This window comes from Neisseria sp. Ec49-e6-T10 (assembly GCF_051132615.1).
GTDB lineage: Bacteria > Pseudomonadota > Gammaproteobacteria > Burkholderiales > Neisseriaceae.
On record NZ_CP152375.1, the window covers coordinates 22,215 to 46,677 of the forward strand.

A 24,463-nucleotide genomic window follows, 5' to 3' on the forward strand; every position below is an offset into this window, starting at 1 on the left:
ATTTAATTTACTGCCTACTACACATACGCGCCTCACAAGCTTCTTTAAAAGCTTTAAATAATGCAATAGAGGCGGGTTTTTCATTAAATAGCCATTCTGGATGCCATTGCACAGCATAAGCAAATGTTTTTGCTGCTGTTACCCGAAAAGCTTCAATTAAACCATCGGGTGCTTTCGCTTCAATAGCCAATCCCGAAGCCAAGTCTTTAATTCCTTGCTGATGCAAAGAATTCACCATAATTCGCTCTGTTTTTAACCAAGAATAAAGCAGGCTATCTGATGGAAGAAACACCTCATGAACATCTTGATAATTGATAGAAACATCATCTACATCTGCATCACGGTGATCCATCATGCCATCGATTTCTTGAACGTGCTGATGTAAGCTTCCACCTAAAGCGACATTCATTTCCTGAAACCCTCTGCATACACCAAACAAAGGCATACCTTGTTCAATCAAAAAAGGAATCAATGGTAAGGTTGTTGCATCACGTAGTGGATCATGCCAAGTACCCTCTCTACTTTGTACCCCTAGATAATGCTCAGGCTCGACATTTGAAGGCGAGCCCGTTAAAAAAACACCATCTATATTTTGCATTAACCGTTTTAAAGTATCTAAACTTCCCAAAGAAGGCAACAGCACTACATCCCCAACACTTTGTTGTACCGCATGAATGTACTTATCTGCTACTGCATGAAAATTGAATAGCCCTATTCGTCTTACATCACAAGGAATCCCAATAACAGGACGTTTTGACATAAATGTTCCTCAATTAATGTGTAAACCATTTTTTATTTTTTATTAAACCAAAAAGCTATTTTTTATTATTATTCTTTAATAACAGTATAATACAGGGTTATAAACATTTGACAAGTACGTTTATTAAAAATAAATATAACCCCATATTTAACTTATCGCAATGCCCTTTATTCATTTAATTTAAACGTATTTTTAAGATGTTTTCAACAAATCTGAAACTGCTTTAAACACCTCTTCAACATGACCATCAACCTTAACTTTTCTCCACTGTAAAGCAATTTGAGCAGAAGCATCAATAAAAAAGGTACTGCGTTCTACCCCCATCACCTGTTTACCGTATAAATTTTTCATTTTCATGACATCAAATTGTTTACAAACCGTTTCATCTGTATCAGATAATAATTCAAATGGTAAATTAAATTTTGCTTTAAAATTTTCATGTGATTTAAGACCATCACGGGAAATACCAACGATTGTCACGCCCAAGTCAGAAAAGGCTTGAAAATGATCTCTAAAGGCAATGGATTCGTTTGTGCAACCTGGTGTGTTATCTTTAGGATAAAAATAAACCACACAAGGCAAATGTTCTGTTAATGTAAAAGATAAATCACTGGTTGAAGGTAAAGTAAATTGAACTTGAGTCATTATGTGCTCCTACTGAGTTTGAGTATTTTCTAATGTTATTATGATTAAAAATGGTATGTACCAAAGTACTATACTCTATTTTTTAATGAAAATTAAGCCACATCTTACTTAAAACAATGCAGATTAAATGCTTCATTAAAACCAATAACAAAAAACCGACTATCTACTCTTGAATTGTTTATTCACCTAAGTTTCTTCTGAACAAACAAATGACATACCATTGTATTCTCGTAAGAAATACATTTTTGTTATTTATTGAAATAGTCCGTATAATACGCTGTTTCATTTCTATTATTACGTGGTTCGTAATCCTCCCACGCAAAAAAACTAAGGAACTTTATATGTCAAACGACCAGTTAGCTGGTATTACCCAATTGGGTAATCAGGCGACTCAATACCCCACTGATTATGCTCCACATATTCTGGAAACATTTCAAAACAAACACCCTGATAACGACTATTTTGTTAAATTTAATTGTCCTGAATTTACCAGCCTCTGTCCCATTACAGGTCAACCTGACTTTGCCAGCATTTATATTGCTTATGTACCCAATATAAAAATGGTTGAGAGTAAATCACTCAAACTGTATCTATTTAGTTTTAGAAACCATGGGGACTTTCATGAAGACTGCATCAACATCATCATGAAAGACTTAATTCACCTTATGGATCCGAAATATATAGAAGTTTGGGGTAAATTTACCCCTAGAGGCGGTATTTCTATTGACCCATATGCCAATTATGGACAAAAAAATACGCCGTGGGAAAACATTGCATGCAATAGGCTAGCAAACCACGACTTATATCCCGAAAAAATAGATAATCGTTAATCAATATAAAATGAATACCTCCTCAAAAGCACTCGTTATTTTTTCTGGTGGGCAAGATTCGACAACTTGCCTGATTCAAGCCATCAAAACATATGGGCAAGCAAATGTAGAAGCCATTAGTTTTCATTATGGGCAACGTCATCATATTGAATTACAACAAGCTTCTTTAATCGCACAAGACTTTAAAATCAAACACACCATATTAGATACCAGCATGATCAAGGATGTGACCCAAAATGCTTTAATGGATGATCAAGCGGCTATTATACAAAACGGTGCATACCCAAACACTTTTGTAGATGGACGCAATGCCTTATTTTTATTATTAGCGGGCAGTTATGCCAAACGACAAGGCATACAAGACATCATTATAGGGGTGTGTGAAACCGATTTTAGTGGCTACCCAGATTGTCGTGATATTTTCATTAAATCTATGAATGTCACCATGAATCTGGCGATGGATTACAATTTCCAGATTAAAACCCCTTTAATGTACCTAACCAAAGCCCAAACATGGCAATTGGCTGACAAGTTAGGTTATTTAGAGTACATCAAACAAAAGACTCATACTTGTTACCTTGGTGTAGTAGGCGGTTGTCACGAATGCCCTAGTTGTCTACTCAGAGACAAAGGTTTACAAGAATATTTGGCTTCTGCTTCATCGTTTTAATCTATTGGGTTCCCTAACCCCTAAAAGAAAAAGGATTTTATTATTATGTTTGAATTTAGTTCTCAACAAAAACGCAAAGCTTTACTTTGGCTCTCTTTTTTTCATATTTTAGTGATTGCATCAAGCAACTATCTGGTGCAAATTCCCTTCACTATTTTTGGTTTCCATACCACATGGGGTGCCTTTACTTTTCCTTTTATTTTTCTGACCACTGATTTAACCATTAGAGTATTCGGTGCATCTTTAGCCAGAAAAATTATTTTTGTGGTGATGATGCCAGCTCTTTTGATCTCTTATTATATTTCAGTCTTATTTTTTAATGGCCATTGGGCAGGTCTAGAGAGCATGCAACAATTCAATTTATTTGTTGGTCGAATTGCTTTAGCCAGCTTTACCGCTTACTTAATTGGGCAATTGATGGATATTTATGTGTTCAATTATTTACGCCAACTAAAAACCTGGTGGATTGCACCTGCCACCGCCGCTATTTTTGGTAATGCTGTTGATACGTTGGCTTTTTTCAGTATCGCCTTTTATAAAAGTTCTGATGAATTTATGGCGGGACATTGGCCTGAAATTGCACTGGTGGATTACCTGTTCAAAATTTTAATTTGTGCTTTGTTTTTCTTACCCTTATATGGTGTCATCCTTAAATACTTATTAAAACGTTTAACTACTTTAAAAGCCCACCAAAAACATTTATCGGTTAGTCCACAGTAAAATCAATAAAGCCCCTTAACCATCCTCAAGGGGCTATTTAAAACAGCTATATGACAGCTTTTAATCATTTAAAAACCAATTTAGCCAAACAAACACATTAAAGCAACACCCTAAAAAATAGTATAGGCAAAGGTAACAGAAAAAGACCATTTTCCCATTTCCCTCCTTGAAGAAACATGCATAAAAAGGCATAATTTAGGTCTTTAATGATAAGCAGACTCGACTAAAGGGTTTTTGCGTTTTTTTCAGGTAAATTATAAGGCACATTATGGCTTCTCAATTGGCAAACGCCATTCGTTTTCTTTCCATGGACGCAGTTCAACAAGCAAACTCTGGTCATCCTGGTGCCCCAATGGGCATGGCCGAAATGGCAGAAGTTCTTTGGACTCAGTTTTTAAAACATAACCCCAATAATCCAAAATTTGTCAATCGTGATCGTTTTGTCTTATCAAATGGACACGCCTCCATGTTGTTATACAGCATGCTGCATTTAACTGGTTACAACTTAAGCATAGATGACTTAAAACAATTTAGACAATTACACAGCAAAACACCTGGTCATCCAGAATATGGTTACACTGATGGTGTGGAAACCACAACAGGCCCATTAGGGCAAGGATTAGCCAATGCTGTTGGTTTTGCATTAGCCGAACAACTTTTAGCAAAAGAATTTAACCAAGAACAATATAATATTGTCGATCACCATACTTATGTATTTTTAGGTGATGGTTGCCTAATGGAAGGTATTTCTCATGAAGCAGCTTCTTTAGCAGGCACATTAGGCCTAGGAAAACTGATTGTTTTATACGACGACAATGGTATTTCTATTGACGGAAAAGTAGACGGTTGGTTTACAGAAAACATCCCTGAACGTTTTGAAGCATATGGCTGGCACGTTGTGTCCAATGTTAATGGGCATGATACAAGCGCCATTAGCCAAGCCATTGCTGAGGCGAAAAGCCAAACAACCAAGCCAACCATTATCTGCTGTAAAACTATTATTGGGCAAGGTTCTGCCAATAAAGCTGGTAGCCACAAAACCCACGGTAGCCCACTAGGCAATGATGAAATAGAAGCTTCTCGAGCAGCTTGTGGTTGGTCCTACCCTCCTTTTTCTATTCCAGCAGAGATTTATCAGGCATTTGATGCTAAAGAAGCAGGAGAAGCATTAGAAGCAAAGTGGAATGAGCAATTTGCGGCTTACCAAACAGCTTATCCTGAAAAAGCGGCTGAATTTTTACGCCGTACACAAAACCAATTACCTGAACATTTTGACCAGCACATCGAAGCAGCGCTAACTGCATTTGAAGGAAAAGCAGAAAATATTGCCACCCGAAAAGCCAGTCAAAATGCAATTGAAATACTTGCTGAAATTTTACCAGAATTAGTTGGTGGCTCTGCTGATTTAACACCATCTAACTTAACTGACTGGAAAAACGCCGTTTCAGTCACCGCTGGCGAAGGTGGCAATTACATCCATTATGGCGTACGTGAATTTGCCATGTGTGCCATTGTTAATGGCATGACTGTACATGGCGGTGTACGCCCATTTGGCTCTACCTTTTTAATGTTTAGTGAATATGCACGTAATGCCTTACGTATGGCAGCGTTAATGAAAACAAATGCCATTTTTGTATTCACACATGATTCAATCGGTGTGGGTGAAGATGGGCCAACCCATCAACCTATAGAACAAACTGCTACTTTAAGAATGATCCCCAATATGGCAGTATGGCGACCATGTGACACGGTAGAGTCTCTTGTTTCATGGAGCAGTGCAATAAAAGCAACGGATCATCCAAGCTGCTTACTGTTTAGCCGCCAAAACCTTCCTTTTGTGACCAGAACAAAGGAACAAGTCAATAACATTCAAAAAGGTGGCTATACCCTAGTTGCAACAAAAGCACCTAAAGCAGTTATTTTAGCAACAGGTTCTGAAATACATCTTGCACTAGAAGCACAAAAATTATTAGCTGAAGAAAACATTGATGTGAATGTTGTGTCTATGCCTTCAACCAATCTATTTGATCGCCAAGATAAAAACTATCAACAAAGTGTCTTACCTAAAGGCTTGCCTCGTGTTGCTGTTGAGGCTGGTGTGACTGACTTTTGGCGCAAATACGTTGGTTTAGAAGGTATGGTTATTGGGCTGGATCATTTTGGTGAATCAGCGCCTGCTGACCAGCTGTTTAAAGAATTCGGCTTAACAACGCAAAATATCGTTTCGGCAGTAAAAGCTGTTTTATAAACATAATACAAAGGCTATCTAAACAGGTAGCCTTATTAACTTAACACCATTCATTACTTATAAAGAGGAAATAGTCATGAGTATTAAAGTTGCCATTAATGGATATGGTCGTATTGGTCGCCAAGTATTACGCGCCATTTACGAATACAACCTCACCCATCAATTTGATGTGGTTGCCGTTAATGCATCAGGGGATTTAGCCACTAATGCCCACCTAACCAAATTTGATACCGTACATGGTCGTTTTAACGCTCAAGTAGAACATGATGAAAAGAATTTAATCATCAATGGTAATAGCATTCCCTTCTTTTCAACACGCAACCCAGAAGAGTTGCCTTGGAAAGAGTTAGATGTAGATTTAGTCTTTGAATGCACAGGTGCTTTTACCAGTAAAGAAAAATGTCAGGCACACATAAAAGCTGGCGCAAAAAAAGTACTGATTTCAGCCCCAGGGCAAGAAGATGTAGACGCAACCATTGTTTACGGCGTAAACCATCATATTTTAACCCAAGAGATGACCGTTATTTCCAATGCCTCTTGCACAACCAACTGTCTTGCACCCGTTGTCAAACCTTTGCACGAACAACTTGGTTTAGTAAAAGGATTAATGACCACCATTCATGCTTTCACCAATGATCAAGTATTAACTGATGTTCGTCATAAAGACCTGCGTCGTGCTAGAAGTGCTGTTGAAAACCTGATTCCAACCAAAACAGGAGCCGCCAAAGCAATTGGTCTGGTTTTACCTGAATTAAATGGTAAATTAGATGGCTTTTCCGTTCGTGTACCTACAATTAATGTCTCTTTAGTTGATTTAACATTTGAAGCAGGCAGAAATACTTCTGTAGAAGAGGTCAACCAAATCCTTAAAACTGCATCAGAAGGTGAGTTAAAAGGTGTGTTGGGTTTCAATACCCTACCATTAGTCTCAATGGACTTTAATCATACCACCACTGCTTCTATTTTTGACGCAACCATTACTAAAGTATCAAATGGCAATATGGTTAAAGTTTTATCATGGTATGACAATGAATGGGGCTTTAGCTGTCAAATGTTGAATACTGCACGTACTTTATTTGGCCTAGAAGTGTTACCCTACCCAGAACAACTGTAACCAACATTAGATCACTCAAGAAGATATTGGATTTATTTAAATCACCTTCTTAAATAAAAAGACGTTTATTTTAAAAATAAACGTCTTTTATTTTGCTCACTTTATTTAATAAATTAAACGCCAAGTAATATTATATTATTATTTATTTTGTTTTAAAAATGCTTCTAAAATCATTTTAATAGGTAAACTAGCATTTTTTAGTAACGCCTCTACTTTATCTTTGATTTGCTTATTAGAGTTAATCAATTTTTTATACCTTTCACTATTAAAAGAACGTAGAGAATCTATTACATATTCAACCACCTTATTATTCTCATTAAGTAAATCTAATAATAAATTAAACCCATTCATCCCATTATCTTCATCTATACAATATACCAATCTGATTTTATAGACATCGCTTTTATCTTTTAAGTTATAAGCTAATTTTTCCCAGTCTTCATCGGTAAAATTAGCTAACAATTCTTGAGCTTGCATAAAAGCATAATCATACCAAAAATCCTCTGACGAATTTTCATCAAGAAAATCAAACAAATAACTATCAAATTTTTCAAACATATAAGTGTATTCTTTCTTCTAAGTTTATTTAATAGGTTCAAATCCCGGTGTTGGTCTTCCTCCCACTGGATAGCCTGCGATTATTTCATTTTCTTTTTTTATAACATCAATTTCCACACCATTTACTTTACCTCTATGGAGCGTTAGCCCCTCTACAATTCGTTGTCCAATAGGTTCCGAATTACCAACTATATAGATAGAATCAATAATCTCGGCATCAGTCCAACCATCAGGAAATAGTGTGCTCGATTTAATTCTAGATAAATTACCATCAGAAAATTGTGTAGTAAATTTAATATTTTTTGTACCATCAAAATTAATCTGTGCTTCTTCTACAGCATAGTTAGGATGTCTGTTATTTATACTAGACGAATGTCCTCCAACAACATCATTTTTATTAGGATTTTTTCTCTGCCCCCAAAGAATTTTCTTTTCCATTTCTGGTGTAATTATAGAATTAAGTCCTCTATGTTTCTCAACCTCAATCTTCCCATTCACCCCCTTCTGCAACACCATATCATCAACTTTTGATTCAATAGCAGATATCTTAAGCTGCGGTTGTTTTGCATATCCACTTTGTGGTGCATACCCCTTTATATTAAAACTCAGCCCACTATCAGCATGCTTGATGTTGCTGATCTCTCCTACTTTGATCGCATTCTTTGTGATGGCTGTGAGGGTATCATCACCACCTACTTTAAACAGTTTTGTCAGCTGCTTACCACCTTTTATGGGCACAAACTCACTTAAGGCTTCTGCTGAACCAAACAACAGTGCTGTACCAGCTAAACCATAAGTATCAATATTGCTTTGTCTGACGGATTCTATACCCTGTTCTAATTGTCTTAAATACGGTGCTAATGGCTGACCTATGTTCTTCTGGATGATTTCTTGGGTGCTGGCACTTGGGGTATAGGTATAACGCTCTTGTATGTCTTTTTGTATGGCTACTGCGCCTTCTGTACCATAAACAGCCGCAGCAGGAATGGAAGTCACACCAGCGGCCATTCTACTGCCCATACCTGTGAGCATATTCAGCCCTGTTTCAAATGCTGCTTTTTGCTTCAGTATTTTTTGTTCTGTAGCTTGATAAAGTTCTACCCCCCAGTGTTTCACTGGTTCTGGAAGAGGTAGTTTATTTAGGTTCACACTCCCTAACATCCCTAAAACGACTTCATTATCTTTGGCTTTATAGTGTCTGGAATAGCTAAAGGGGTCTAGCTTTTGTTCTTGACGTAGCTTTTGATAATAGGGATCTTCACTCATGGATCCTCTGGCCAAATTATTTTGTTCAGTTTGTTTTTGAACGTTTAACTGCTGCTCTTCTTTTTCTCGTCTGGCCTGTTCTGCTCTAGCCATATCTATTTGTTGATTCATTTTTGCTTCTGTAGCGATACCCTCTCCAGCGACTTTTCGGTACTGCTGCTTTTGTGCTTCTGTGTATTCATGAGGGTCGTAATGATAGGCCTTATCAGGTCTGATATTGGGAATGACATGACCATCATCTCCCTTAATTAAATGAACCTGTTTTGACGCCAACAAATAACCGTATGCGGCTTGATGATCTGTTGGGTCAAGTTTTTTGGCTAAACTTTCTCCTGTTTCGCCTCTTTGCGCGATAACGGGAATGCGTTCTTTTTGAAGATATTCTTCAGCACTTTTACCATCCAATATGGCTTGTGGATCTAGTGTTAATCGATAACCATCATTTAATTCTATTTTAATGTGTTTTGCTGTGATGTCTAAATGTTCAATAGAAGGTGGGGTGCCTGTATGTTGGTGTACACTTCGAGCAATCGCTTTGGCTAAAGGTGGATAATCCTCTCGAGTAAAACCTGTGAGCAACTGATTATCTATGCCATGATCTTGGCGTAATAACTGGGTAATCTGATTTTCTCGTTCTTTATATAAAGGGGGACGTTCTGCTTGCAGTTCTTCTTTAAATTGTTCTAGGTATTGGCTCGGATTAATATGCTGCTGCTCATTACGTGCAGTAACAAAGTATAAATCTTGTTTTTTAGGATCGTAACTTAAAGCCATTAATTTAGGCGGATCGCCTGCATGCTCATCAAGCTGTTTGACCATCGCTTCTTTTAATAGTGCTTGTTGTTTGGGGCTAAAGTGATCTTTAAGCTGGTTATCAACGTTAAATAGGTTCAGTAATTCATCAATCTGCTTTTGTCGCTCTGGGTTAATGGTTTTTTGTTGTCCATCTGGCAATTCTGGCTGATGTTGTGCCAATACTTTTTGAATATCGACATGAGCTGGAGTGCCTTTATCCAAAAAAGCTATTAGGCTGCCATTGCTGATGGTGATATTGCCTTCTATCTTTTGCCCTGTAGGAGAACGAGCGATTTCTATAGCCAATGCTTCGGTAAGCTGTTTTTGTTGTTCGGGATGATAATTTTTAAGAGGGTTATCTTGTTGTAACTTTTGTTGAACGTCTTCAGTAGCCTCAGGCAGCTCCTGAGCAATACGTTGCAGCTCTTCTTGTTCACGAAGCTGTCGTTGCTGCTGCAATATCTCTAAGTCTACTTCTATTTGGGGACGATCCATTATATCATAATCATTTTATGATTAATTAATAAATACATGCCAATTATATTATATTAAAGAACTGTAAGCAATCAACCTATATTTCAAATTATTTCAATAAACCATACTATTATCTTTTGATTAAATTAAAATATATTTAGTGTATTTTAAGATAGGTTATCTTGTTGGACATCATTAGTATTAATTAATTTCTGGTATAATCTTTTAGATATGGCTTATACATTACCAATTGGGATTTTTAACAATTATGGCAAAAAAGCAGGCAAAATTTGCTCTATTGAATTTAGGTAAAAAAACAATCATAAACAAATTCATCTAAGCATCAACAAATAAGAAACAAATCATAATGTGATTTTTATTATTTTTTGATTTTAATTAACCTCATAAAAACAACAGGTCTACAATGTCCACACACCATGCCAACATGAATGCAAAGGAGCTTCAAACCAGCATTGCTTTAGCAGCAGTTTATGCTTTAAGAATGCTCGGTATGTTTTTAATTATCCCTGTTTTTGCTTTGTATGCACCCACACTGGTAGGCGGAGACAATAAAGCTTGGGTAGGTTTTGCTATGGGTGGTGCTTATGGCCTCACACAAGCCATACTCCAATTACCTTTGGGTATGGCTTCAGATAAATGGGGTCGAAAAAAAATCATTTACATAGGACTATTAATCTTTGCGTTAGGCAGTTTTTTGGCCAGTTATGCAGACAATATTTATCTATTAGCCTTTGCCCGTGCAGTACAAGGAGCAGGAGCTGTTTCTGCTGCCATCACAGCTTTACTGGCAGACTTAACCCGAGAACAAGTACGTACTCGTGCTATGGCCATGATTGGCATAAGCATAGGCATTACTTTCGCAGCAAGTTTGGTTCTTGGCCCTGTTTTAGATCATATAATCGGCGTAAAAGGTATTTTTACGTTAACAGGTATACTCAGTTTAGTTGCTATTGTGGCCATTCATTTTTTGGTACCCAATCCACAAGAATTAAAAATCCACGATGATACCCAAGCCAAAACCAGTTTTTTACCAATCGTATTAAAAGATGCTCAACTTTTACGTTTAAACTTTGGTATTTTTGCCTTACATACGGCTCAAATGTCTTTATTTATGGTTCTGCCAATTGCCTTGGTTAAATTAGGACTACCCAAAACAGAACACGCCCATTTATATCTACCCATTGTTATTGCTGGATTCGTGTTTATGATCCCTGCTATTATTTATGGAGAAAAAAAACAAAAGCTCAAACAAGTTTTTGTTTTCTCCATTGCCTTAATGGTCATCGCCCAACTTTGTCTGGCTTTTAGTCTTGATCATTTTGTTTTGGTGTGTAGCAGCCTTGTGATCTATTTTATAGCCTTCAATATATTAGAGGCCACTTTGCCCTCACTCATTTCCAAAATTGCCCCGACTCAAGCCAAAGGAACCGCTATGGGGGTATACAATACCGCTCAATCCTTAGGGCTATTTGCTGGAGGTGCTGGTGGTGGGCTTATTTTTGCTCATTTCAGTTTTTTAGGTATTTTTACTTTTTGTAGCATTTTAATGATTATTTGGCTGATTCTTGCCATAACAGCAGCAAAACCACCTGCGGCTAAAAATATCATGTTCAGTTTAAGTAAAATATGGCAAAATCACTCCCAATCATTAACTGCCTTACTAACCCAACAAAGCGGGATTTTAGAAATTGCTTTTAGTGAAGACAATCAGACCTTATATTTAAAAATTACGCAAGAAGATGCTGACTTAATCACAGATCAGATCGAGCAAATACTTTCAGGAGAGCCTAAATGAGCGTCAATAAAGTCATTTTACTAGGAAACCTTGGCCGCGACCCAGAGGTGCGCTATATGCCAAATGGAGAAGCTGTTGCCAACTTCTCCATTGCCACCAGTGAAAACTGGAAAGATAAAAACGGGGAACGTGTTACCAGAACAGAATGGCATAATATTGTTCTTTATCGTCGTCTTGCTGAAATTGCGGGCCAATACCTAAAAAAAGGCAGCTCTATTTATATTGAGGGCAGAATCCAATCACGTAAATACCAAGGTAAAGACGGTATTGAACGCACGGCTTACGAAATTGTTGGCAACGAAATGAAAATGGTTGGGGGCAGAAACGACAGCGGCAGTGCACCAATGATGGACAATGATTATGCGCCTGCTCAACAACAAGCAGCCCAACCTGCCTCACCTCCTCCTGCACCAAGAAAAATGGAACCTAAACCTGCTGCGCCTGTAGTGGACGATTTTGATGACGATATTCCATTTTAATACACAAAAACAACAGAAAAAAAAGCCTGTATCATAACAGGCTTTTTTTTCGCTTTCCCCCTTAAACTAAGACTAAATCTTTAGATCACCTAAATTTAATTGTCTAAGCCATTTTTATTTGCTAACATCATTGAACGATATATTATTTTAAGAACGAAAACATATAAATGTTTAATACATTAATGATTGTGGGCATTGTTTATCTCATTTTTGTTTTGCATTCACTGACAAACAAAATGAATAAACTGAATGAACGTTTAAATACTCTGGCAAATGAGCTTACAAAAAAATCTGTGCCACCTTTATCTGATCAACAAGAGACAATAAAGTCAGCTACTGACTTGACTCATGCCCAAAATATTAATCACACTCAACCTGAACCGCAACCTTCACAACTGAATAGAAAACCCGATTTGGTTCAAGCTGAACCAAACCATATGGCCAAAACGTCTTCTGCCTTTGCGTCCCCTAGCTCGTCTATAAATGAAATCAAAGAACCAACACAAGCAATAATACCTGACACCCAAAAAGAAGATGCGCTTCTAGCAGAGTTTACTTTGACTGAACTGACCCAATTAAATCAACAGCTCAATAGTCAACCTACAACTCATTCAACTCATTTATCTTCTAAACAAGAGGAACAACCGCAACCAATACCACAAGACAACATTCGTGATACAGATCATTTAATCATAGAAAAAGCACTGAACCCAAAGACCATAAAACAATCTGCTCCAACACCAACCGAACAACCTTCTTTTCTGGTTCATAATCCTTTATCTACAAACAATACTGCCCATACAGACACAGATAAGGAAAAAACCACTAAAAATTACCAAATTTATAGTTCATACAGAAGCCTATTACAGTGGTTTGTTCAAGGAAATCCTGTTGCCAAAATTGGGGTGATTTTACTGTTCTTTGGCATTGGTTATTTTATGAAGTTTTCTATTGAGCGGGATCTAATACCTGTTTCTATTCGCTTTATTTTAGCCATGTCACTATGTGTGACTGTTTTTGGTAGTGGTTGGTATTTACGTAAAAAGAATGAGCTTTATGGGCTTATTTTAGAAGGTGGCGGTATTGGCGGCTTGTATATTACTGTATTTGCCTCAGTGACTTTGTATCAACTTTTATCTGTACCGCTGGCTTTTTTATTGATGGTTTTATTTTGCATCATTTGTGTTGGCTTTGCTTATAAACAATCGGCCAAAAGTTTAGCCATTTTAGCTGCATTAGGCGGTTATGCTGCGCCATTACTTTTATCAACTGGCAGCAATAATTACCTTATTCTTTTCTCATATTATTCACTAATTTCATCAGGGCTTTTCATCACCAACATCAAAAAATCTTGGCGAGAACTGAACTTAATCGGTTTTATTTTTACATTTGTCGTTGGTTTGATATGGGGACTAAAATACTATCAAAGCAGTATTTATATAAGCAGCCAATTATTCTTGCTATTTAACCTTATTTTATTTGGTATTTTATCCATTACCCTTGCTTCAAAGCATCAAATAAAACATCAAGGTATTGTCGATGGCTCCTTGGTTTTTGGTTCCGCCATTATTGGCTTTTTAATGCAGTATTACCTAACGAAACACTGGGAATATGGGCCTGCAATTTCAGCTTTGTTATTTGGTGTTTTCTATATTCTTCTGGCTTATATTCTCTCTAAGGCTCTGCCTCAAATAGGTAAACGCATTACTTTGTCGTATTTAATTATTGGGGTTTCCTTAACCACCTTAGCCACACCATTGGCTTTTGATGCTGATGTGACCTCTATTGTTTGGGCACTACAAGCTGTTGCTTTACTCTGGTTAGGTTTAGATCAGAATAATAAACAAATGGCTTTTGGCAGTGTCGTTTTATTATTTGTGTCTGTTATTTTATCTTATGTCTCTTATTTAGAGACAATGACAGACAATAGCTTTTATTCTATATTATCTATACTCTCAATATGTTACTTTATTTCAGCATGGTTGTGGTTTAAAGAGTCAAAAAATAATATCTTATTTCATTACAAATTTATTCAGTTTGAAACCACTAATATAAGCCATATTTTTCTTTATTTGGGGCTTATTTTCTGGTCTTGGCTACTAGCCGAAGGCAGTTACCGTTTTGCCGTACAACAATATTTGACTGAACTTTATGCTTCAAGCTCTGCTTTGGCTTTAATCATATTTACCTGTTCAACAGTCGTGCTTTATTTATTAAGTATTCACTTAAAATGGAAAGCCCTTTTAGAAAAAACAGTCTTACTTTGGCTTGTTCTCCTTATTGCGTTTTTCATTCAGATATTGACACTGGAACACAATAGTCCTTTAGCCATGGGCACTTGGAGCCTATGCTGGCCTATAGCCATTATTACTGCTTTATGTTTATTAGCCAAAATGGAAAACTACCCTGTTTTCTTCTCAAATATTAAAACACTTCATTTATCTTTATTTTGGGTCACATTAAGCCTTATAGCCTTACAAATACACCATGTGTTCTCTCACAATGACACAGAAACAACTTATTACTCAGCATTTTTAATTTTCTTTGATCTGGTATGTCTACTTATTTATTGTGCATTTAAAGCCAATAAATGGCCATTTACTGAAAAGAATTTCAATACTTATTGGCTAACTGCTCTGATACCTGTTATTACTTTGATTATTTTATTGCTGATCAAAACCAATATAACAAATGGGTTAATGAGCTCGGGCTATTATTTGCCAGTATTTAACGTATTTGAACTACCCGCCATTTTAGCACTATGGATTCTGTGGACATGGTTTATAACCTGTATACAAAAAGGCTTGATTTCAGAAAAACAAATCAATAAAACAGGCGTATTTGTCTTTGTTGGATTATTGAGTTTTTGGTTACTCAATGGCATGATTTTAAGAACATTATCCCATTTGTTAGATTTACCTTGGCAATTCGAACAGCTTTGGGGTTCACGAATTGTCCAAATGACCTTCTCATTGATTTGGGCAATGCTGTCTTTAATACTGATGAGAGCTTCAAATAAAAATAAAGAACGAAATATCTGGATTATTGGCGCCTTTTTATTAACGATTGTGATTGTTAAGCTGTTTTTTATTGATGCAGCAAAAACAAACGGCATTGAAAGAGCCATCACTTTTATTGGTGTGGCAATTTTAGTATTGATCATTGGTTATATTTCACCCTTACCACCCAAAAAACAAAACAAAAAAGCAGAAGAGTAAAAGCAAATAATGAATACTCGCTTCACAAACACAATAAAAATAAAGTTGGCTTTAAATGCTTAATGATATAAACCAAAATAACAGACGAAACAATCATGCCAAGTGGGCACTGATCTTATTTGTTCCAGCCCCAAGTGTTGGGGTTTTGCTGGCCTTACATATGGGGCAAGGCACACTAGGTGCCATTTTATGGGCATTAGCCAAAATATGGTTGTTTTTTGGCCCTTTACTTTGGCTATTGTTTATAGAAAAAAGCCGCTTAAGTTTATCTCCTGTTAAAAAAGGAGGGTTACTTGTTGGTACCCTAATTGGGATCGGCATGATGTTGATTATATGGCTTGCTTATTTATTATTTGCCAGAGGAAACGTGGATGTAGGCAACTTTTACACAAAACTCTCAGTCGTAGGACTAACGAGTATTGGGTATTATTTAACCATTAGTATTTACTGGACATTTATTAACTCATTACTTGAAGAATATGTGTTTCGTTTTTTTATTTTTCGCCAGTCAGAACAAATTTGGTCAGCCAAAATAGCCCTGATCATGACTGCGCTCTTTTTTACCATACACCATACTTTGGCTTTAGCAGCATATGTGCCACTTTGGCAAAACATACTCGCTTCAACTGGGGTTTTTATTGCCAGTATTATATGGTCTTGGCTCTATGCACATTATCGTAGTATTTGGCCTGCGTATATCTGCCATATTTTTGCTGATATTGCTGTTTTTTCAATTGGATGGGATATTTTATTTTAACTCCTCTCCTTCATTGCGGCCGTAAAAGAATCCCTTTTCTACACAGGTTTTCATAAAAATAAGATTCCTTCATTTGCTCTACCTGAGTAAAAGAATAATCCGTATATTGCTGTTTTTTAAAATCAAACAGCTTAATTAAGATATTGTATACATGATTCTGGCTTAACAGCACTGGGCAAAACAGTCTGATTATTTAACCATATTACAGCTTCAGCTATTGTAGTTACACAAAAAAACCAGCTGATAAGCTTTCTGCTTTTTTGTATCATAAGCTATTAAGCAAAATATATGCTTACCCACCAATCAATATCGCTTAATGTTCATCCAATATCACGCCGCCAGAATCAAAGAAGGTATACAAAATGGCTTGAGCTGCAACTTGATCCAAGACAGCCTTTTGCTTTTTACCAAATACTTGCGCTTCTTCTAATAAGCTTTCAGCAATCACGGATGACAAACGCTCATCGACTAAAAATACAGGTAGATGAAAACGCCCAGTTAATTGTCTGGCAAAACGCTGACAACGAGCACTCATTTCATGCTCTTGCCCATCCATATGGGTAGGTAAGCCAACAACCAATTGAACAGGTTGCCATTCTTTAATTAAATCATCAATTTGAGTAAATCGAGTATGGTTATCTTCTGCATGAATAGTCAATAATGGGTGGGCGATATTCAATAACAGATCCCCTTGAGCAATACCAATGCGCGCTAAGCCAAAGTCAAACCCTAAAGTTGTCCCTTCAGCTCCTTTTTTAAGCATGGCCAGCCTTTGATACCAACATATCAGGCGTAATACCCAATAAAGAAAGTGCTTTTTGATAACGCTCTTTTGGCGGGGTATGAAAAATAACTTCTTTTGATGCGGGGACAGTTAACCAATCATTACGTGCCAACTCATCTTCTAATTGGCCTTTGTCCCAAGCAGAATAACCTAATGCGACCAATAAATCTTCTGGTCCATTATCTTTGGCAATGCCCGTTAAAATATCTTTAGATGTGGTAATGGCAATATCACTGTCAATAACCAAACTTGACTGCCACTGCCCTACAGGTGCATGCAATAAAAACCCTCTATCTGATTGCACTGGCCCACCAAAAAACACAATATCATCATCATGCTTTTTGGGGATTCGCTCCCTGACTTGATCAAATAGCTGCCCGAAGAAAATACTGGAAGGTTTATTGACTAAAAACCCCATGGCACCTTCTTCATTATGCTCACATAAATACACAACCCCTTCTTGAAAAAAAGGATCTTGCATATCAGGCATAGCAATAAGAAAATGATTCACCAATGGCTGCATTTTTATTTTATTCATTTATTGTTCTCTTAAACAAAATGTGCGCGTACTCTTACCTATATTATCTTCTAACTTTAAGCCTATTGAGCTTTAATATACACTTATGCAGTCATATAAACACTAAAAATTTATTGCGGTGTGTGACAAACGGCTTCCACATTATTACCGTCTGGATCAATGACAAAAGCACCATAGTAATGTTCATGATAATGAGGCCTTAAGCCTGGCCCACCATTATCTTGCCCACCAGAATGCATTGCTGCTTGATAAAAAGCATCAACTTGTGCTCTATTTTCAGCAGCAAATGCTGTATGACGAGGTGTATAGGCTTCTTTCACTTCAATTATCCAAAATGCCATTTTGCCTTCTTTGCCAAATGCGCACATACGCTGAGTTGGAAAATGTTCATTCCACTTTGCCACGAACTCTGCCTGAATAGTGTATCCTAAAGCAGCAAATGCCTTTTCATAAAAATGCTTGGTTGCCACATAATCTGTTGCATAAGTACTTAAATGATCAATCATGTTTTTTCTACCTTATTTATTCAAAACAAGCTTGTTACTTTACTGCAGATGGGGTAAAAGCATCTGAATAAAAAGCATCTTTTGCCAATTTTTTCTGTTCAATAAAGCTGGTTGCTGCAGCTTCTACCATAACAGGCGCACCACAAGCATATACTTCATACAAACTTAAATCATCAAAATCAGCTAGAACTGCTTCATGTACTAACCCCACTCTACCTTGCCACTGATCTTCTGCCAATGGCTCAGATAATACAGGGATAAATTGATAATTAGGCAGTTTTTGAGCAAATGCTTCCGCCATTTGTTGCATATAAAGTTCATTTTTATTGCGTGCACCCCAATAAAAATGAACCGAGCGAGAATCTTTGTTTGCAACCATAGTCTCTAAAATACTTTTTATTGGTGCAAATCCTGTCCCACTGGCAATAAACAACAATGGTTTTGGTTTATGGTATTGTAAAGTAAAGCTACCTAATGGCGCTTTAATACGCAGTATTTCCTGCTCTTTCATCGCATCAAACACATGCTCAGAAAACAGCCCCCCTTTTTGCGAACGAATATGCAATTCAATTATACCTTTTTCTAGAGGACTATTGGCCATTGAATAACTGCGATGTTGATTATCTTTTAATAAAATATCCAAATACTGCCCTGGATTAAACACAAACTCTTGCCCTTTAGGCAAACTTAAACGAATAATGGCAACATTATGAATTTTCTCAACAGTCTCAACTCTGGCAGGAAAAGTTTTAACGACAGGCGTGGCCACATCAAAGCCAGGTAAATCGATTTCTAAATCACTTTTAGCTATTGCGCAACAAGTTAATATATTGCCTTCAGACTCCTCTTGTGGTGTCAATGCCAACTCATCATGTTCTGCTTGCTCAACGGAACCTTGTACAACATGTGCTTTACATGCCCCACATACGCCATTTTGACACGCATGAGGTAAATTTAAATTTTGTCGTTTTGCTGCTGCTAAAATAGGTTCATTTTCTTCCACGGAAAAGCAAATATTACTGGGTTTTAATGTCACTTGATAAGCCATAAGATCAACCAATACAATAAACGTTTAAGATAATAGTAAAGGATACCATATTTTCTCTTTTCTCGCTTTTATTCGAATTGATGCGTAAAATAGCCCCCTTTATTGATGACATTAAAAAATTATTATTGATATGACTTTAGCTGAACACGACAACCATCAACGCACAATTAAAAGTTTTGTCTTACGACAAGGCCATTTATCCACGAGCCAAGCAAAGGCTATTGAACAATTGATGCCTAAATGGGGTGTCGCTTATCAAGATCATCTTCTGGATTTAGAGCAAACATTTAATCGTTCTGCTCCTAAGGTACTCGAAATTGGCTTTGGTATGGGGACAGCAACTGTACAAATTGCCCAAACAATCCCTCAAACTGATTTTTTAGGCATAGAAGTACACAGCCCTGGCGTAGGCAACATATTAAAACTGATTGAAGAAAGCCAGATAAGCAATTTAAAAATCATTCAACACGATGCTGTTGAAGTGGTACAACATATGCTTGCTGATGATTCATTAACTGGCATTCATATTTATTTTCCTGATCCATGGCACAAAAAACGTCACCATAAACGCCGTTTGATTCAATTACCGTTTATAGAAATGTTGGTTCCTAAATTAAAAACAGGCGGCTACATTCATTTGGCCACAGATTGGGAAAACTACGCCGAACAAATGCTCGAAGTTTTAAATCAACACCCACAATTACACAATACGGCAGAACAATATGCCCCTAAACCAGCATATCGCCCTTTAACAAAATTTGAAGCGCGTGGCATTAAATTAGGCCATGGTGTGTGGGATATTATCTATCAGAAAATTTAGGTTTTATTAATAAAAATCAAAAAAAATAGAACATCAACATATAAATTTATATTGCACATATGCACATGGATTGATATGATGACGCCCATCCTATTTATTAATTACATACATTGAATAATATGTCTTCCAACAAAACCGTTAAAATTGTTTTTTTGTGTATTTGTGTGGTTTTAGCCATTATTTTTGGACTTTATGCTTCTAGCTATATTTTCCTCTTATTGAGCAAAATCCCTTTACGTTCTCAAACAGTCCAACTGACCAGCTTTATTCAATGGTATCAGGACTATCATAACCACCCCAAAGTTGGGCCTAACCTACCTAAAGCCGCCTTATTTGGCTTTGGTGTGCCTATTTTAGGCTTATTGTTTTTAGCCTTTAAAATATTTAAAGATGATAAAAGCCTCTACGGTGATGCACGCTTTGCTACCATGCCAGAACTGAAAAAAGTGGGCTTTTTAAAACCAACAGAAACAGCTGTTATTGTGGGTCGTTTAAACAATCAATATCTTTATTTTAGTGGACAGCAGTTTCCTTTATTAGCCGCACCTACTCGTTCGGGTAAAGGTGTGGGTATTGTGATCCCCAACCTTTTATCCTACCAAGGCTCTATGGTTGTGTTGGACATTAAACAAGAAAACTATGAGCTAACCAGTGGTTTTCGTAAAAAACATGGGCAAGAAATCTACGTATTCAACCCATTTGCTGAAGACCGTCGCTCCCATCGTTGGAACCCACTTACCTATATTTCTGATGACCCTGATTTCAGGGTATCTGACCTACAAAGTATTGCCAATATGCTATACCCTGTGGGCGATGACAGCAAAGACCGTTTTTGGATGAACCAAGCCCAAAACGTCTTCTTAGCGATTTGTTTGTATATGCTTGATGCAAGGGCAAGCCAAAAAGCTTCAGGGCTTCCAGAAGAGTTTCGAACACCTGTTACGCTAGGAGAGCTCTATCGTCAAAGTACAGGTGATGGTTCAAAAGAATTAAAAGAGCATCTACAGGACTTAGCCAGTCTGCCCTTTTTAAGCCCCCAATGTAAAACAGCTTTTGCTGGCGTATTGTCACAAGCGGAAGAAACCTTTTCGAATATTATCGCCACCTTTAAAGAGCCTTTATTGCCTTGGCTAAACCCTATTACCGATGCAGCAACTTCAGGGGATGATTTTTTACTGACAGATGTTCGTAAGAAAAAAATGACTATCTATATTGCCATTCAACCGAATAAATTGGCTGAATCGCGTTTGATTATTAACCTGTTTTTCTCACAACTGATTAACCAAAATACCCGTGAGTTACCGCAAAACAACCCTGATTTAAAATACCAATGTTTGTTGCTTATGGATGAGTTTACCTCTATTGGTCGAGTGGATATTATTGCCAAGGCGGTCAGTTATATGGCAGGTTATAATATTCGCCTGCTACCCATTATTCAATCTTTGGCTCAGCTAGATGCAACCTATGGTAAAGAAACCAGCCGTACTTTAGTCACCAACCATGCATTACAAATTTTGTATACCCCTCGTGAACAGCAAGACGCCAATGACTACTCGGAAATGCTTGGTTACACCAGTATTAAGAAAAGCAGCGTTTCTCGTGGGCGAGAAGTCAGCCGAACAGAAAATGAAGAGCGTCGCGCGTTAATGTTGCCACAAGAATTAAAAGCCATGAGCGCAGATAAAGAAATCTTTTTATTTGAAGGCTTAGAGCGACCTGTAATGTGTGACAAGATTCGTTACTATAAAGACCCTGCTTTTACACAAAGGCTATTGCCTAAAGCCAGCGTACCTATACTGAAGATCAAAACAGAAGAATAATCAACATCAATAAAAAAGAAGCCTACAATAGGCTTCTTTTTTATTATTCAAACAAACAATTTATTTTTTAGATTTGTCGTTTTTACGTAACCATTCTTGCATAAACTTAATTTCTTTTTCTTGCGCTTTGATAATGTCTTCAGAAAGCTTGCGTAACTCAGGATCAACCCCATGTTTTAATTCAGTTCTGGCCATATCAATAGCACCTTGATGATGGGGAATCATACCACGAACAAAATCAATATCAGCATTACCTGAAGGTTGAATCATCATATTTTGATGCATTTTATCCATATCTTCTTGATATGCACTTTTAGGTTCAGCCATCATTGAGTCATGTACATGATTCATATCTGCCTGAGCCAACTGCATAGTGTCACGAGACATTCTTTCGCCTTTTGGCTCACTCGCCACTTCACTAGAAACATCGCTTGCAGCTTGTACCAATTGCATTGTTTCAAAAGACATTCTTTCGCCCTTTGGCTCACTCACCACGTCACTGGAAACATCACTTGCCTGTGCTTGAGCCAACTGCATAACAGAAGAAACCATTCTTTGCTCTTGTGGTGCAGAAGATTCACTGTTGGTACCTGCTTCAGATGCGACTTGTGCCATCGCATGAGTAGAAAGTAAAAAAGCGGCCACACATAAAGTCAATGATGTTTTTTTCATAAAAGATCTCCTAGTCTATTGTTTGTTGCTACTTAAAAATCAATAAAAATGTCATACTTTACTCAACAAATAAAGCTATTGATTGATGCTTAAGGTTTAAAATAGTTCCCGAAAAAGAAGATAAAATATGCAAAAAATACTCAATTAAAATAAAAAATCAAAAAAAATATTGTACTTACAAAGTGTTAAGTTATGTTAAAAAATATAAATTTTTTTATTTTTTGAAATTTTTAAATTTTAGAATATGTGATTTATGTAAAACATAAGAATAAATGAATATTAGAAACACACAAAAAAACCAAATAAGATATTCAATTGTCACACTTAACCAGAAAAATAATCGGAAATAACTTCTTTTACTTCATAGATATGTTCTATATCTGATTTAGGCACAAGCTTCTCATAATCACCCCGTCCAAGCATCTCGAACCCTAATTTTTCTGCAATTTCACAATCACTTGTCCAGAGAACATATTGTTCTCCATGTTCACTTAAAGAGAATTTATAATTCTTATAAATACCATATGTGTCAATTGAATAAACTTCTAAACCTTCTGATAAAAATATTTCTTTTAAATAGATTTCATCTTCATCATCCTCTTTTATAAATCCTTTAACTATATCACTTTTATCATTTGAAACTAAAAGGTATTTATCATATCTATCTCGAAAAATTCTATACTCTTTTCCAGCATAGTTTGTATAAATATCATTCCTTACCATAAATCTCTCTATCCTTTCATCACTCTAAAACGAATTTGCCTTTAGATTTACTAAATGTTGCAAGTAATTTTTCTTTTCCATCTACGACTCTATATAATTCTGCTCCATCCTGTGGAAACGCTTTTGGTGCCACCCACTCTGGAATAATTTCACCGTTTCGACTGGCTAAAAAACTATTTTGCATGGCTGGCGAGATATCTCTTGCTGTACCACCTAAAACCTTTCCATACATAGAATACTATTGATTTTTCTCTGATTTATACTCTTTAAATTTAATATTATGTATAATTAAGAAAAAAAACCAAGCTCTTTACACTTGGATTTTTATATTATATTTTTAAAAAATATACTGATTACAGTCAATCGAAGTAATCTGGCATTGGCTTTTTTATTTCATATATATGTTCCACATCTTCTTTATTAACCCATTTTTCATAGTCTCCTTGACTACGAATATCTAAATCAAATTTTTCGACAAGATCATACTCACTTGTCCAAAGTAAATATTGCTCATCTTTTTCCATTGATATTCTAAATTTATAATTTTCATATATACCAAAAGTTTTTATTAAAAAAACCTCTTCTATATCATCTTTACTTACTTCTGTTATATATAAATCATCATCAATAATAAAACCTCTCTGTAAATCTTCAGAGTCATGAGAAATTAGCTCATAATGATTATCGACCTTAGTAATTCGATATTCTTTACCATTAAAATAAGTATAGTGACCAATTTTCAACATAGCCAACTATTCAAAATAATCTGGAATAATCTCTTTTACTTCATAGATATGTTCTATATCTGATTTAGGCACAAGCTTCTCATAATCACCCCGTCCAAGCATATCAAAACCTAATTTTTCTGCAATTTCACAATCACTTGTCCAAAGTGTATATTGCTCGCCATGTTCACTTAGAGAGAATTTATAATTCTTATAAATACCATATGTATCAATTGAATAAACTTCTCCTACTTCTGTAGGAGAAACTATTTTATAAAAATTATCTGATACTCTATCTGCATTTACAAATTTATACTTTTTTCCATTAACAATAGTGTATTCTGGTAAAACATACACACTAAAACCATTATTTTCTAGATCTTCTTTATCTGTAGATAAGAGTTCATAATGCCCATCTATTCTAGCAATTACATACTCACGGTTATTATAAGTAGTATATATATCATTTCTCACCAT

The 24,463-nt window shown here is 36.3% G+C and carries 24 protein-coding genes and 1 riboswitch; of the genes, 11 read left to right on the top strand and 13 right to left on the bottom strand.

Annotated elements, in window-relative coordinates; genetic code table 11:
* Positions 1-7 precede the first annotated feature (7 nt).
* Positions 8-760 carry a gamma-glutamyl-gamma-aminobutyrate hydrolase family protein gene (locus tag AADH04_RS00100; RefSeq protein WP_434778220.1) on the bottom strand — a complete coding sequence of 251 codons (753 nt, stop codon included), beginning with the start codon at positions 758-760 and terminating at the stop codon, positions 8-10.
* Between the two features lie 192 nt (positions 761-952).
* Positions 953-1,405, bottom strand: a complete 453-nt coding sequence (locus AADH04_RS00105; RefSeq protein ID WP_434778221.1) for a peroxiredoxin — start codon at positions 1,403-1,405, stop codon at positions 953-955.
* Positions 1,406-1,697: 292 nt separating this feature from the next.
* A riboswitch (PreQ1 riboswitch) is annotated at positions 1,698-1,742 on the top strand.
* A 4-nt stretch (positions 1,743-1,746) separates the two neighbouring features.
* Here AADH04_RS00105 and queF point away from each other — a divergent pair.
* From queF to gap, 5 genes are all read left to right on the top strand, one after another.
* On the top strand, positions 1,747-2,235 hold the full coding sequence (gene queF, locus AADH04_RS00110; protein WP_434778222.1) for a preQ(1) synthase: 489 nt from the start codon (positions 1,747-1,749) through the stop codon (positions 2,233-2,235).
* Between the two features lie 10 nt (positions 2,236-2,245).
* Positions 2,246-2,905 (top strand): 7-cyano-7-deazaguanine synthase QueC, encoded by a 660-nt coding sequence (queC, locus tag AADH04_RS00115; RefSeq protein ID WP_434778223.1) that lies wholly within the window; start codon positions 2,246-2,248, stop codon positions 2,903-2,905.
* A gap of 45 nt (positions 2,906-2,950) precedes the next feature.
* Positions 2,951-3,625 carry a 7-cyano-7-deazaguanine/7-aminomethyl-7-deazaguanine transporter gene (locus tag AADH04_RS00120; protein ID WP_434778224.1) on the top strand — a complete coding sequence of 225 codons (675 nt, stop codon included), beginning with the start codon at positions 2,951-2,953 and terminating at the stop codon, positions 3,623-3,625.
* Between the two features lie 268 nt (positions 3,626-3,893).
* Positions 3,894-5,873 (top strand): transketolase, encoded by a 1,980-nt coding sequence (gene tkt / locus AADH04_RS00125; RefSeq protein ID WP_434778225.1) that lies wholly within the window; start codon positions 3,894-3,896, stop codon positions 5,871-5,873.
* A gap of 76 nt (positions 5,874-5,949) precedes the next feature.
* Positions 5,950-6,987 carry a type I glyceraldehyde-3-phosphate dehydrogenase gene (gap, locus tag AADH04_RS00130; protein WP_434778226.1) on the top strand — a complete coding sequence of 346 codons (1,038 nt, stop codon included), beginning with the start codon at positions 5,950-5,952 and terminating at the stop codon, positions 6,985-6,987.
* 138 nt (positions 6,988-7,125) lie between these two features.
* On the opposite strand, the gene AADH04_RS00135 is transcribed toward gap, so the two are convergent.
* Positions 7,126-7,545 (bottom strand): hypothetical protein, encoded by a 420-nt coding sequence (locus AADH04_RS00135; protein ID WP_434778227.1) that lies wholly within the window; start codon positions 7,543-7,545, stop codon positions 7,126-7,128.
* 24 nt (positions 7,546-7,569) lie between these two features.
* The gene (locus AADH04_RS00140) at positions 7,570-10,101 is read right to left on the bottom strand and encodes an EndoU domain-containing protein (protein WP_434778228.1); all 2,532 of its coding nucleotides are present in this window, start codon (positions 10,099-10,101) and stop codon (positions 7,570-7,572) included.
* Positions 10,102-10,504: 403 nt separating this feature from the next.
* On the opposite strand from AADH04_RS00140, the gene AADH04_RS00145 reads away from it, so the two are divergent.
* The 4 genes from AADH04_RS00145 to AADH04_RS00160 all read left to right on the top strand — a co-directional run bounded on the left by AADH04_RS00145 (position 10,505) and on the right by AADH04_RS00160 (position 16,350).
* Positions 10,505-11,896, top strand: a complete 1,392-nt coding sequence (locus AADH04_RS00145; protein ID WP_434778229.1) for an MFS transporter — start codon at positions 10,505-10,507, stop codon at positions 11,894-11,896.
* Positions 11,893-12,375, top strand: a complete 483-nt coding sequence (ssb, locus tag AADH04_RS00150; RefSeq protein ID WP_434778230.1) for a single-stranded DNA-binding protein — start codon at positions 11,893-11,895, stop codon at positions 12,373-12,375. The genes AADH04_RS00145 and ssb overlap by 4 nt, the downstream gene beginning before the upstream one ends.
* A 167-nt stretch (positions 12,376-12,542) precedes the next feature.
* Positions 12,543-15,593, top strand: a complete 3,051-nt coding sequence (locus AADH04_RS00155; RefSeq protein WP_434778231.1) for a DUF2339 domain-containing protein — start codon at positions 12,543-12,545, stop codon at positions 15,591-15,593.
* Between the two features lie 55 nt (positions 15,594-15,648).
* Positions 15,649-16,350, top strand: coding sequence for a lysostaphin resistance A-like protein (locus AADH04_RS00160; RefSeq protein WP_434778232.1), 702 nt, complete (start codon positions 15,649-15,651; stop codon positions 16,348-16,350).
* Positions 16,351-16,663: 313 nt separating this feature from the next.
* Here AADH04_RS00160 and ruvX read toward each other — a convergent pair whose 3' ends face one another.
* From ruvX to AADH04_RS00180, 4 genes are all read right to left on the bottom strand, one after another.
* Positions 16,664-17,113 carry a Holliday junction resolvase RuvX gene (ruvX, locus tag AADH04_RS00165; protein WP_434778233.1) on the bottom strand — a complete coding sequence of 150 codons (450 nt, stop codon included), beginning with the start codon at positions 17,111-17,113 and terminating at the stop codon, positions 16,664-16,666.
* Positions 17,106-17,672, bottom strand: a complete 567-nt coding sequence (locus AADH04_RS00170; RefSeq protein ID WP_434778234.1) for a YqgE/AlgH family protein — start codon at positions 17,670-17,672, stop codon at positions 17,106-17,108. Before AADH04_RS00170 ends, ruvX begins: the two co-directional genes overlap by 8 nt.
* A 110-nt stretch (positions 17,673-17,782) precedes the next feature.
* The gene (locus tag AADH04_RS00175) at positions 17,783-18,178 is read right to left on the bottom strand and encodes a VOC family protein (RefSeq protein WP_434778235.1); all 396 of its coding nucleotides are present in this window, start codon (positions 18,176-18,178) and stop codon (positions 17,783-17,785) included.
* A gap of 34 nt (positions 18,179-18,212) precedes the next feature.
* Positions 18,213-19,226: a CDP-6-deoxy-delta-3,4-glucoseen reductase gene (locus tag AADH04_RS00180; protein WP_434778236.1), complete on the bottom strand. Its 1,014-nt coding sequence runs from the start codon at positions 19,224-19,226 to the stop codon at positions 18,213-18,215.
* Between the two features lie 130 nt (positions 19,227-19,356).
* Here AADH04_RS00180 and trmB point away from each other — a divergent pair, with 130 nt between their 5' ends.
* Together trmB and AADH04_RS00190 are read left to right on the top strand one after the other, a co-directional pair.
* The gene (gene trmB / locus AADH04_RS00185; protein ID WP_434778237.1) at positions 19,357-20,046 is read left to right on the top strand and encodes a tRNA (guanosine(46)-N7)-methyltransferase TrmB; all 690 of its coding nucleotides are present in this window, start codon (positions 19,357-19,359) and stop codon (positions 20,044-20,046) included.
* Between the two features lie 119 nt (positions 20,047-20,165).
* Positions 20,166-21,866 (top strand): type IV secretory system conjugative DNA transfer family protein, encoded by a 1,701-nt coding sequence (locus AADH04_RS00190; RefSeq protein WP_434778238.1) that lies wholly within the window; start codon positions 20,166-20,168, stop codon positions 21,864-21,866.
* A gap of 60 nt (positions 21,867-21,926) precedes the next feature.
* Here the strand turns inward: AADH04_RS00190 and copM are convergent, their stop codons facing one another.
* The 5 genes from copM to AADH04_RS00215 form a co-directional block, all read right to left on the bottom strand.
* A complete protein-coding gene (copM, locus tag AADH04_RS00195) occupies positions 21,927-22,538 on the bottom strand; it encodes a CopM family metallochaperone (protein ID WP_434778239.1) in 612 nt (203 codons plus the stop codon).
* 324 nt (positions 22,539-22,862) lie between these two features.
* Positions 22,863-23,261, bottom strand: a complete 399-nt coding sequence (locus AADH04_RS00200; RefSeq protein WP_434778240.1) for a hypothetical protein — start codon at positions 23,259-23,261, stop codon at positions 22,863-22,865.
* Positions 23,262-23,280: 19 nt separating this feature from the next.
* A complete protein-coding gene (locus AADH04_RS00205; protein WP_434778241.1) occupies positions 23,281-23,493 on the bottom strand; it encodes a hypothetical protein in 213 nt (70 codons plus the stop codon).
* Positions 23,494-23,620: 127 nt separating this feature from the next.
* Positions 23,621-24,007: a hypothetical protein gene (locus AADH04_RS00210; RefSeq protein WP_434778242.1), complete on the bottom strand. Its 387-nt coding sequence runs from the start codon at positions 24,005-24,007 to the stop codon at positions 23,621-23,623.
* A gap of 6 nt (positions 24,008-24,013) precedes the next feature.
* A complete protein-coding gene (locus AADH04_RS00215; RefSeq protein ID WP_434778243.1) occupies positions 24,014-24,463 on the bottom strand; it encodes a hypothetical protein in 450 nt (149 codons plus the stop codon).

Bases quoted from the DNA above. Each gene is read 5' to 3' on its own strand.
- tkt (WP_434778225.1), top strand. From the start codon at position 3,894: ATGGCTTCTCAATTGGCAAACGCCATTCGTTTTCTTTCCATGGACGCA.
- AADH04_RS00180 (WP_434778236.1), bottom strand. From the start codon at position 19,226: ATGGCTTATCAAGTGACATTAAAACCCAGTAATATTTGCTTTTCCGTG.
- AADH04_RS00190 (WP_434778238.1), top strand. From the start codon at position 20,166: ATGTCTTCCAACAAAACCGTTAAAATTGTTTTTTTGTGTATTTGTGTG.
- gap (WP_434778226.1), top strand. From the start codon at position 5,950: ATGAGTATTAAAGTTGCCATTAATGGATATGGTCGTATTGGTCGCCAA.
- ssb (WP_434778230.1), top strand. From the start codon at position 11,893: ATGAGCGTCAATAAAGTCATTTTACTAGGAAACCTTGGCCGCGACCCA.
- AADH04_RS00145 (WP_434778229.1), top strand. From the start codon at position 10,505: ATGTCCACACACCATGCCAACATGAATGCAAAGGAGCTTCAAACCAGC.
- AADH04_RS00155 (WP_434778231.1), top strand. From the start codon at position 12,543: ATGTTTAATACATTAATGATTGTGGGCATTGTTTATCTCATTTTTGTT.
- queC (WP_434778223.1), top strand. From the start codon at position 2,246: ATGAATACCTCCTCAAAAGCACTCGTTATTTTTTCTGGTGGGCAAGAT.
- AADH04_RS00140 (WP_434778228.1), bottom strand. From the start codon at position 10,101: ATGGATCGTCCCCAAATAGAAGTAGACTTAGAGATATTGCAGCAGCAA.
- AADH04_RS00205 (WP_434778241.1), bottom strand. From the start codon at position 23,493: ATGTATGGAAAGGTTTTAGGTGGTACAGCAAGAGATATCTCGCCAGCC.
- AADH04_RS00210 (WP_434778242.1), bottom strand. From the start codon at position 24,007: ATGTTGAAAATTGGTCACTATACTTATTTTAATGGTAAAGAATATCGA.
- AADH04_RS00135 (WP_434778227.1), bottom strand. From the start codon at position 7,545: ATGTTTGAAAAATTTGATAGTTATTTGTTTGATTTTCTTGATGAAAAT.
- AADH04_RS00170 (WP_434778234.1), bottom strand. From the start codon at position 17,672: ATGAATAAAATAAAAATGCAGCCATTGGTGAATCATTTTCTTATTGCT.
- AADH04_RS00175 (WP_434778235.1), bottom strand. From the start codon at position 18,178: ATGATTGATCATTTAAGTACTTATGCAACAGATTATGTGGCAACCAAG.
- AADH04_RS00100 (WP_434778220.1), bottom strand. From the start codon at position 760: ATGTCAAAACGTCCTGTTATTGGGATTCCTTGTGATGTAAGACGAATA.
- AADH04_RS00160 (WP_434778232.1), top strand. From the start codon at position 15,649: ATGCTTAATGATATAAACCAAAATAACAGACGAAACAATCATGCCAAG.
- AADH04_RS00200 (WP_434778240.1), bottom strand. From the start codon at position 23,261: ATGGTAAGGAATGATATTTATACAAACTATGCTGGAAAAGAGTATAGA.
- AADH04_RS00215 (WP_434778243.1), bottom strand. From the start codon at position 24,463: ATGGTGAGAAATGATATATATACTACTTATAATAACCGTGAGTATGTA.
- AADH04_RS00105 (WP_434778221.1), bottom strand. From the start codon at position 1,405: ATGACTCAAGTTCAATTTACTTTACCTTCAACCAGTGATTTATCTTTT.
- copM (WP_434778239.1), bottom strand. From the start codon at position 22,538: ATGAAAAAAACATCATTGACTTTATGTGTGGCCGCTTTTTTACTTTCT.
- trmB (WP_434778237.1), top strand. From the start codon at position 19,357: ATGACTTTAGCTGAACACGACAACCATCAACGCACAATTAAAAGTTTT.
- AADH04_RS00120 (WP_434778224.1), top strand. From the start codon at position 2,951: ATGTTTGAATTTAGTTCTCAACAAAAACGCAAAGCTTTACTTTGGCTC.
- queF (WP_434778222.1), top strand. From the start codon at position 1,747: ATGTCAAACGACCAGTTAGCTGGTATTACCCAATTGGGTAATCAGGCG.
- ruvX (WP_434778233.1), bottom strand. From the start codon at position 17,113: ATGCTTAAAAAAGGAGCTGAAGGGACAACTTTAGGGTTTGACTTTGGC.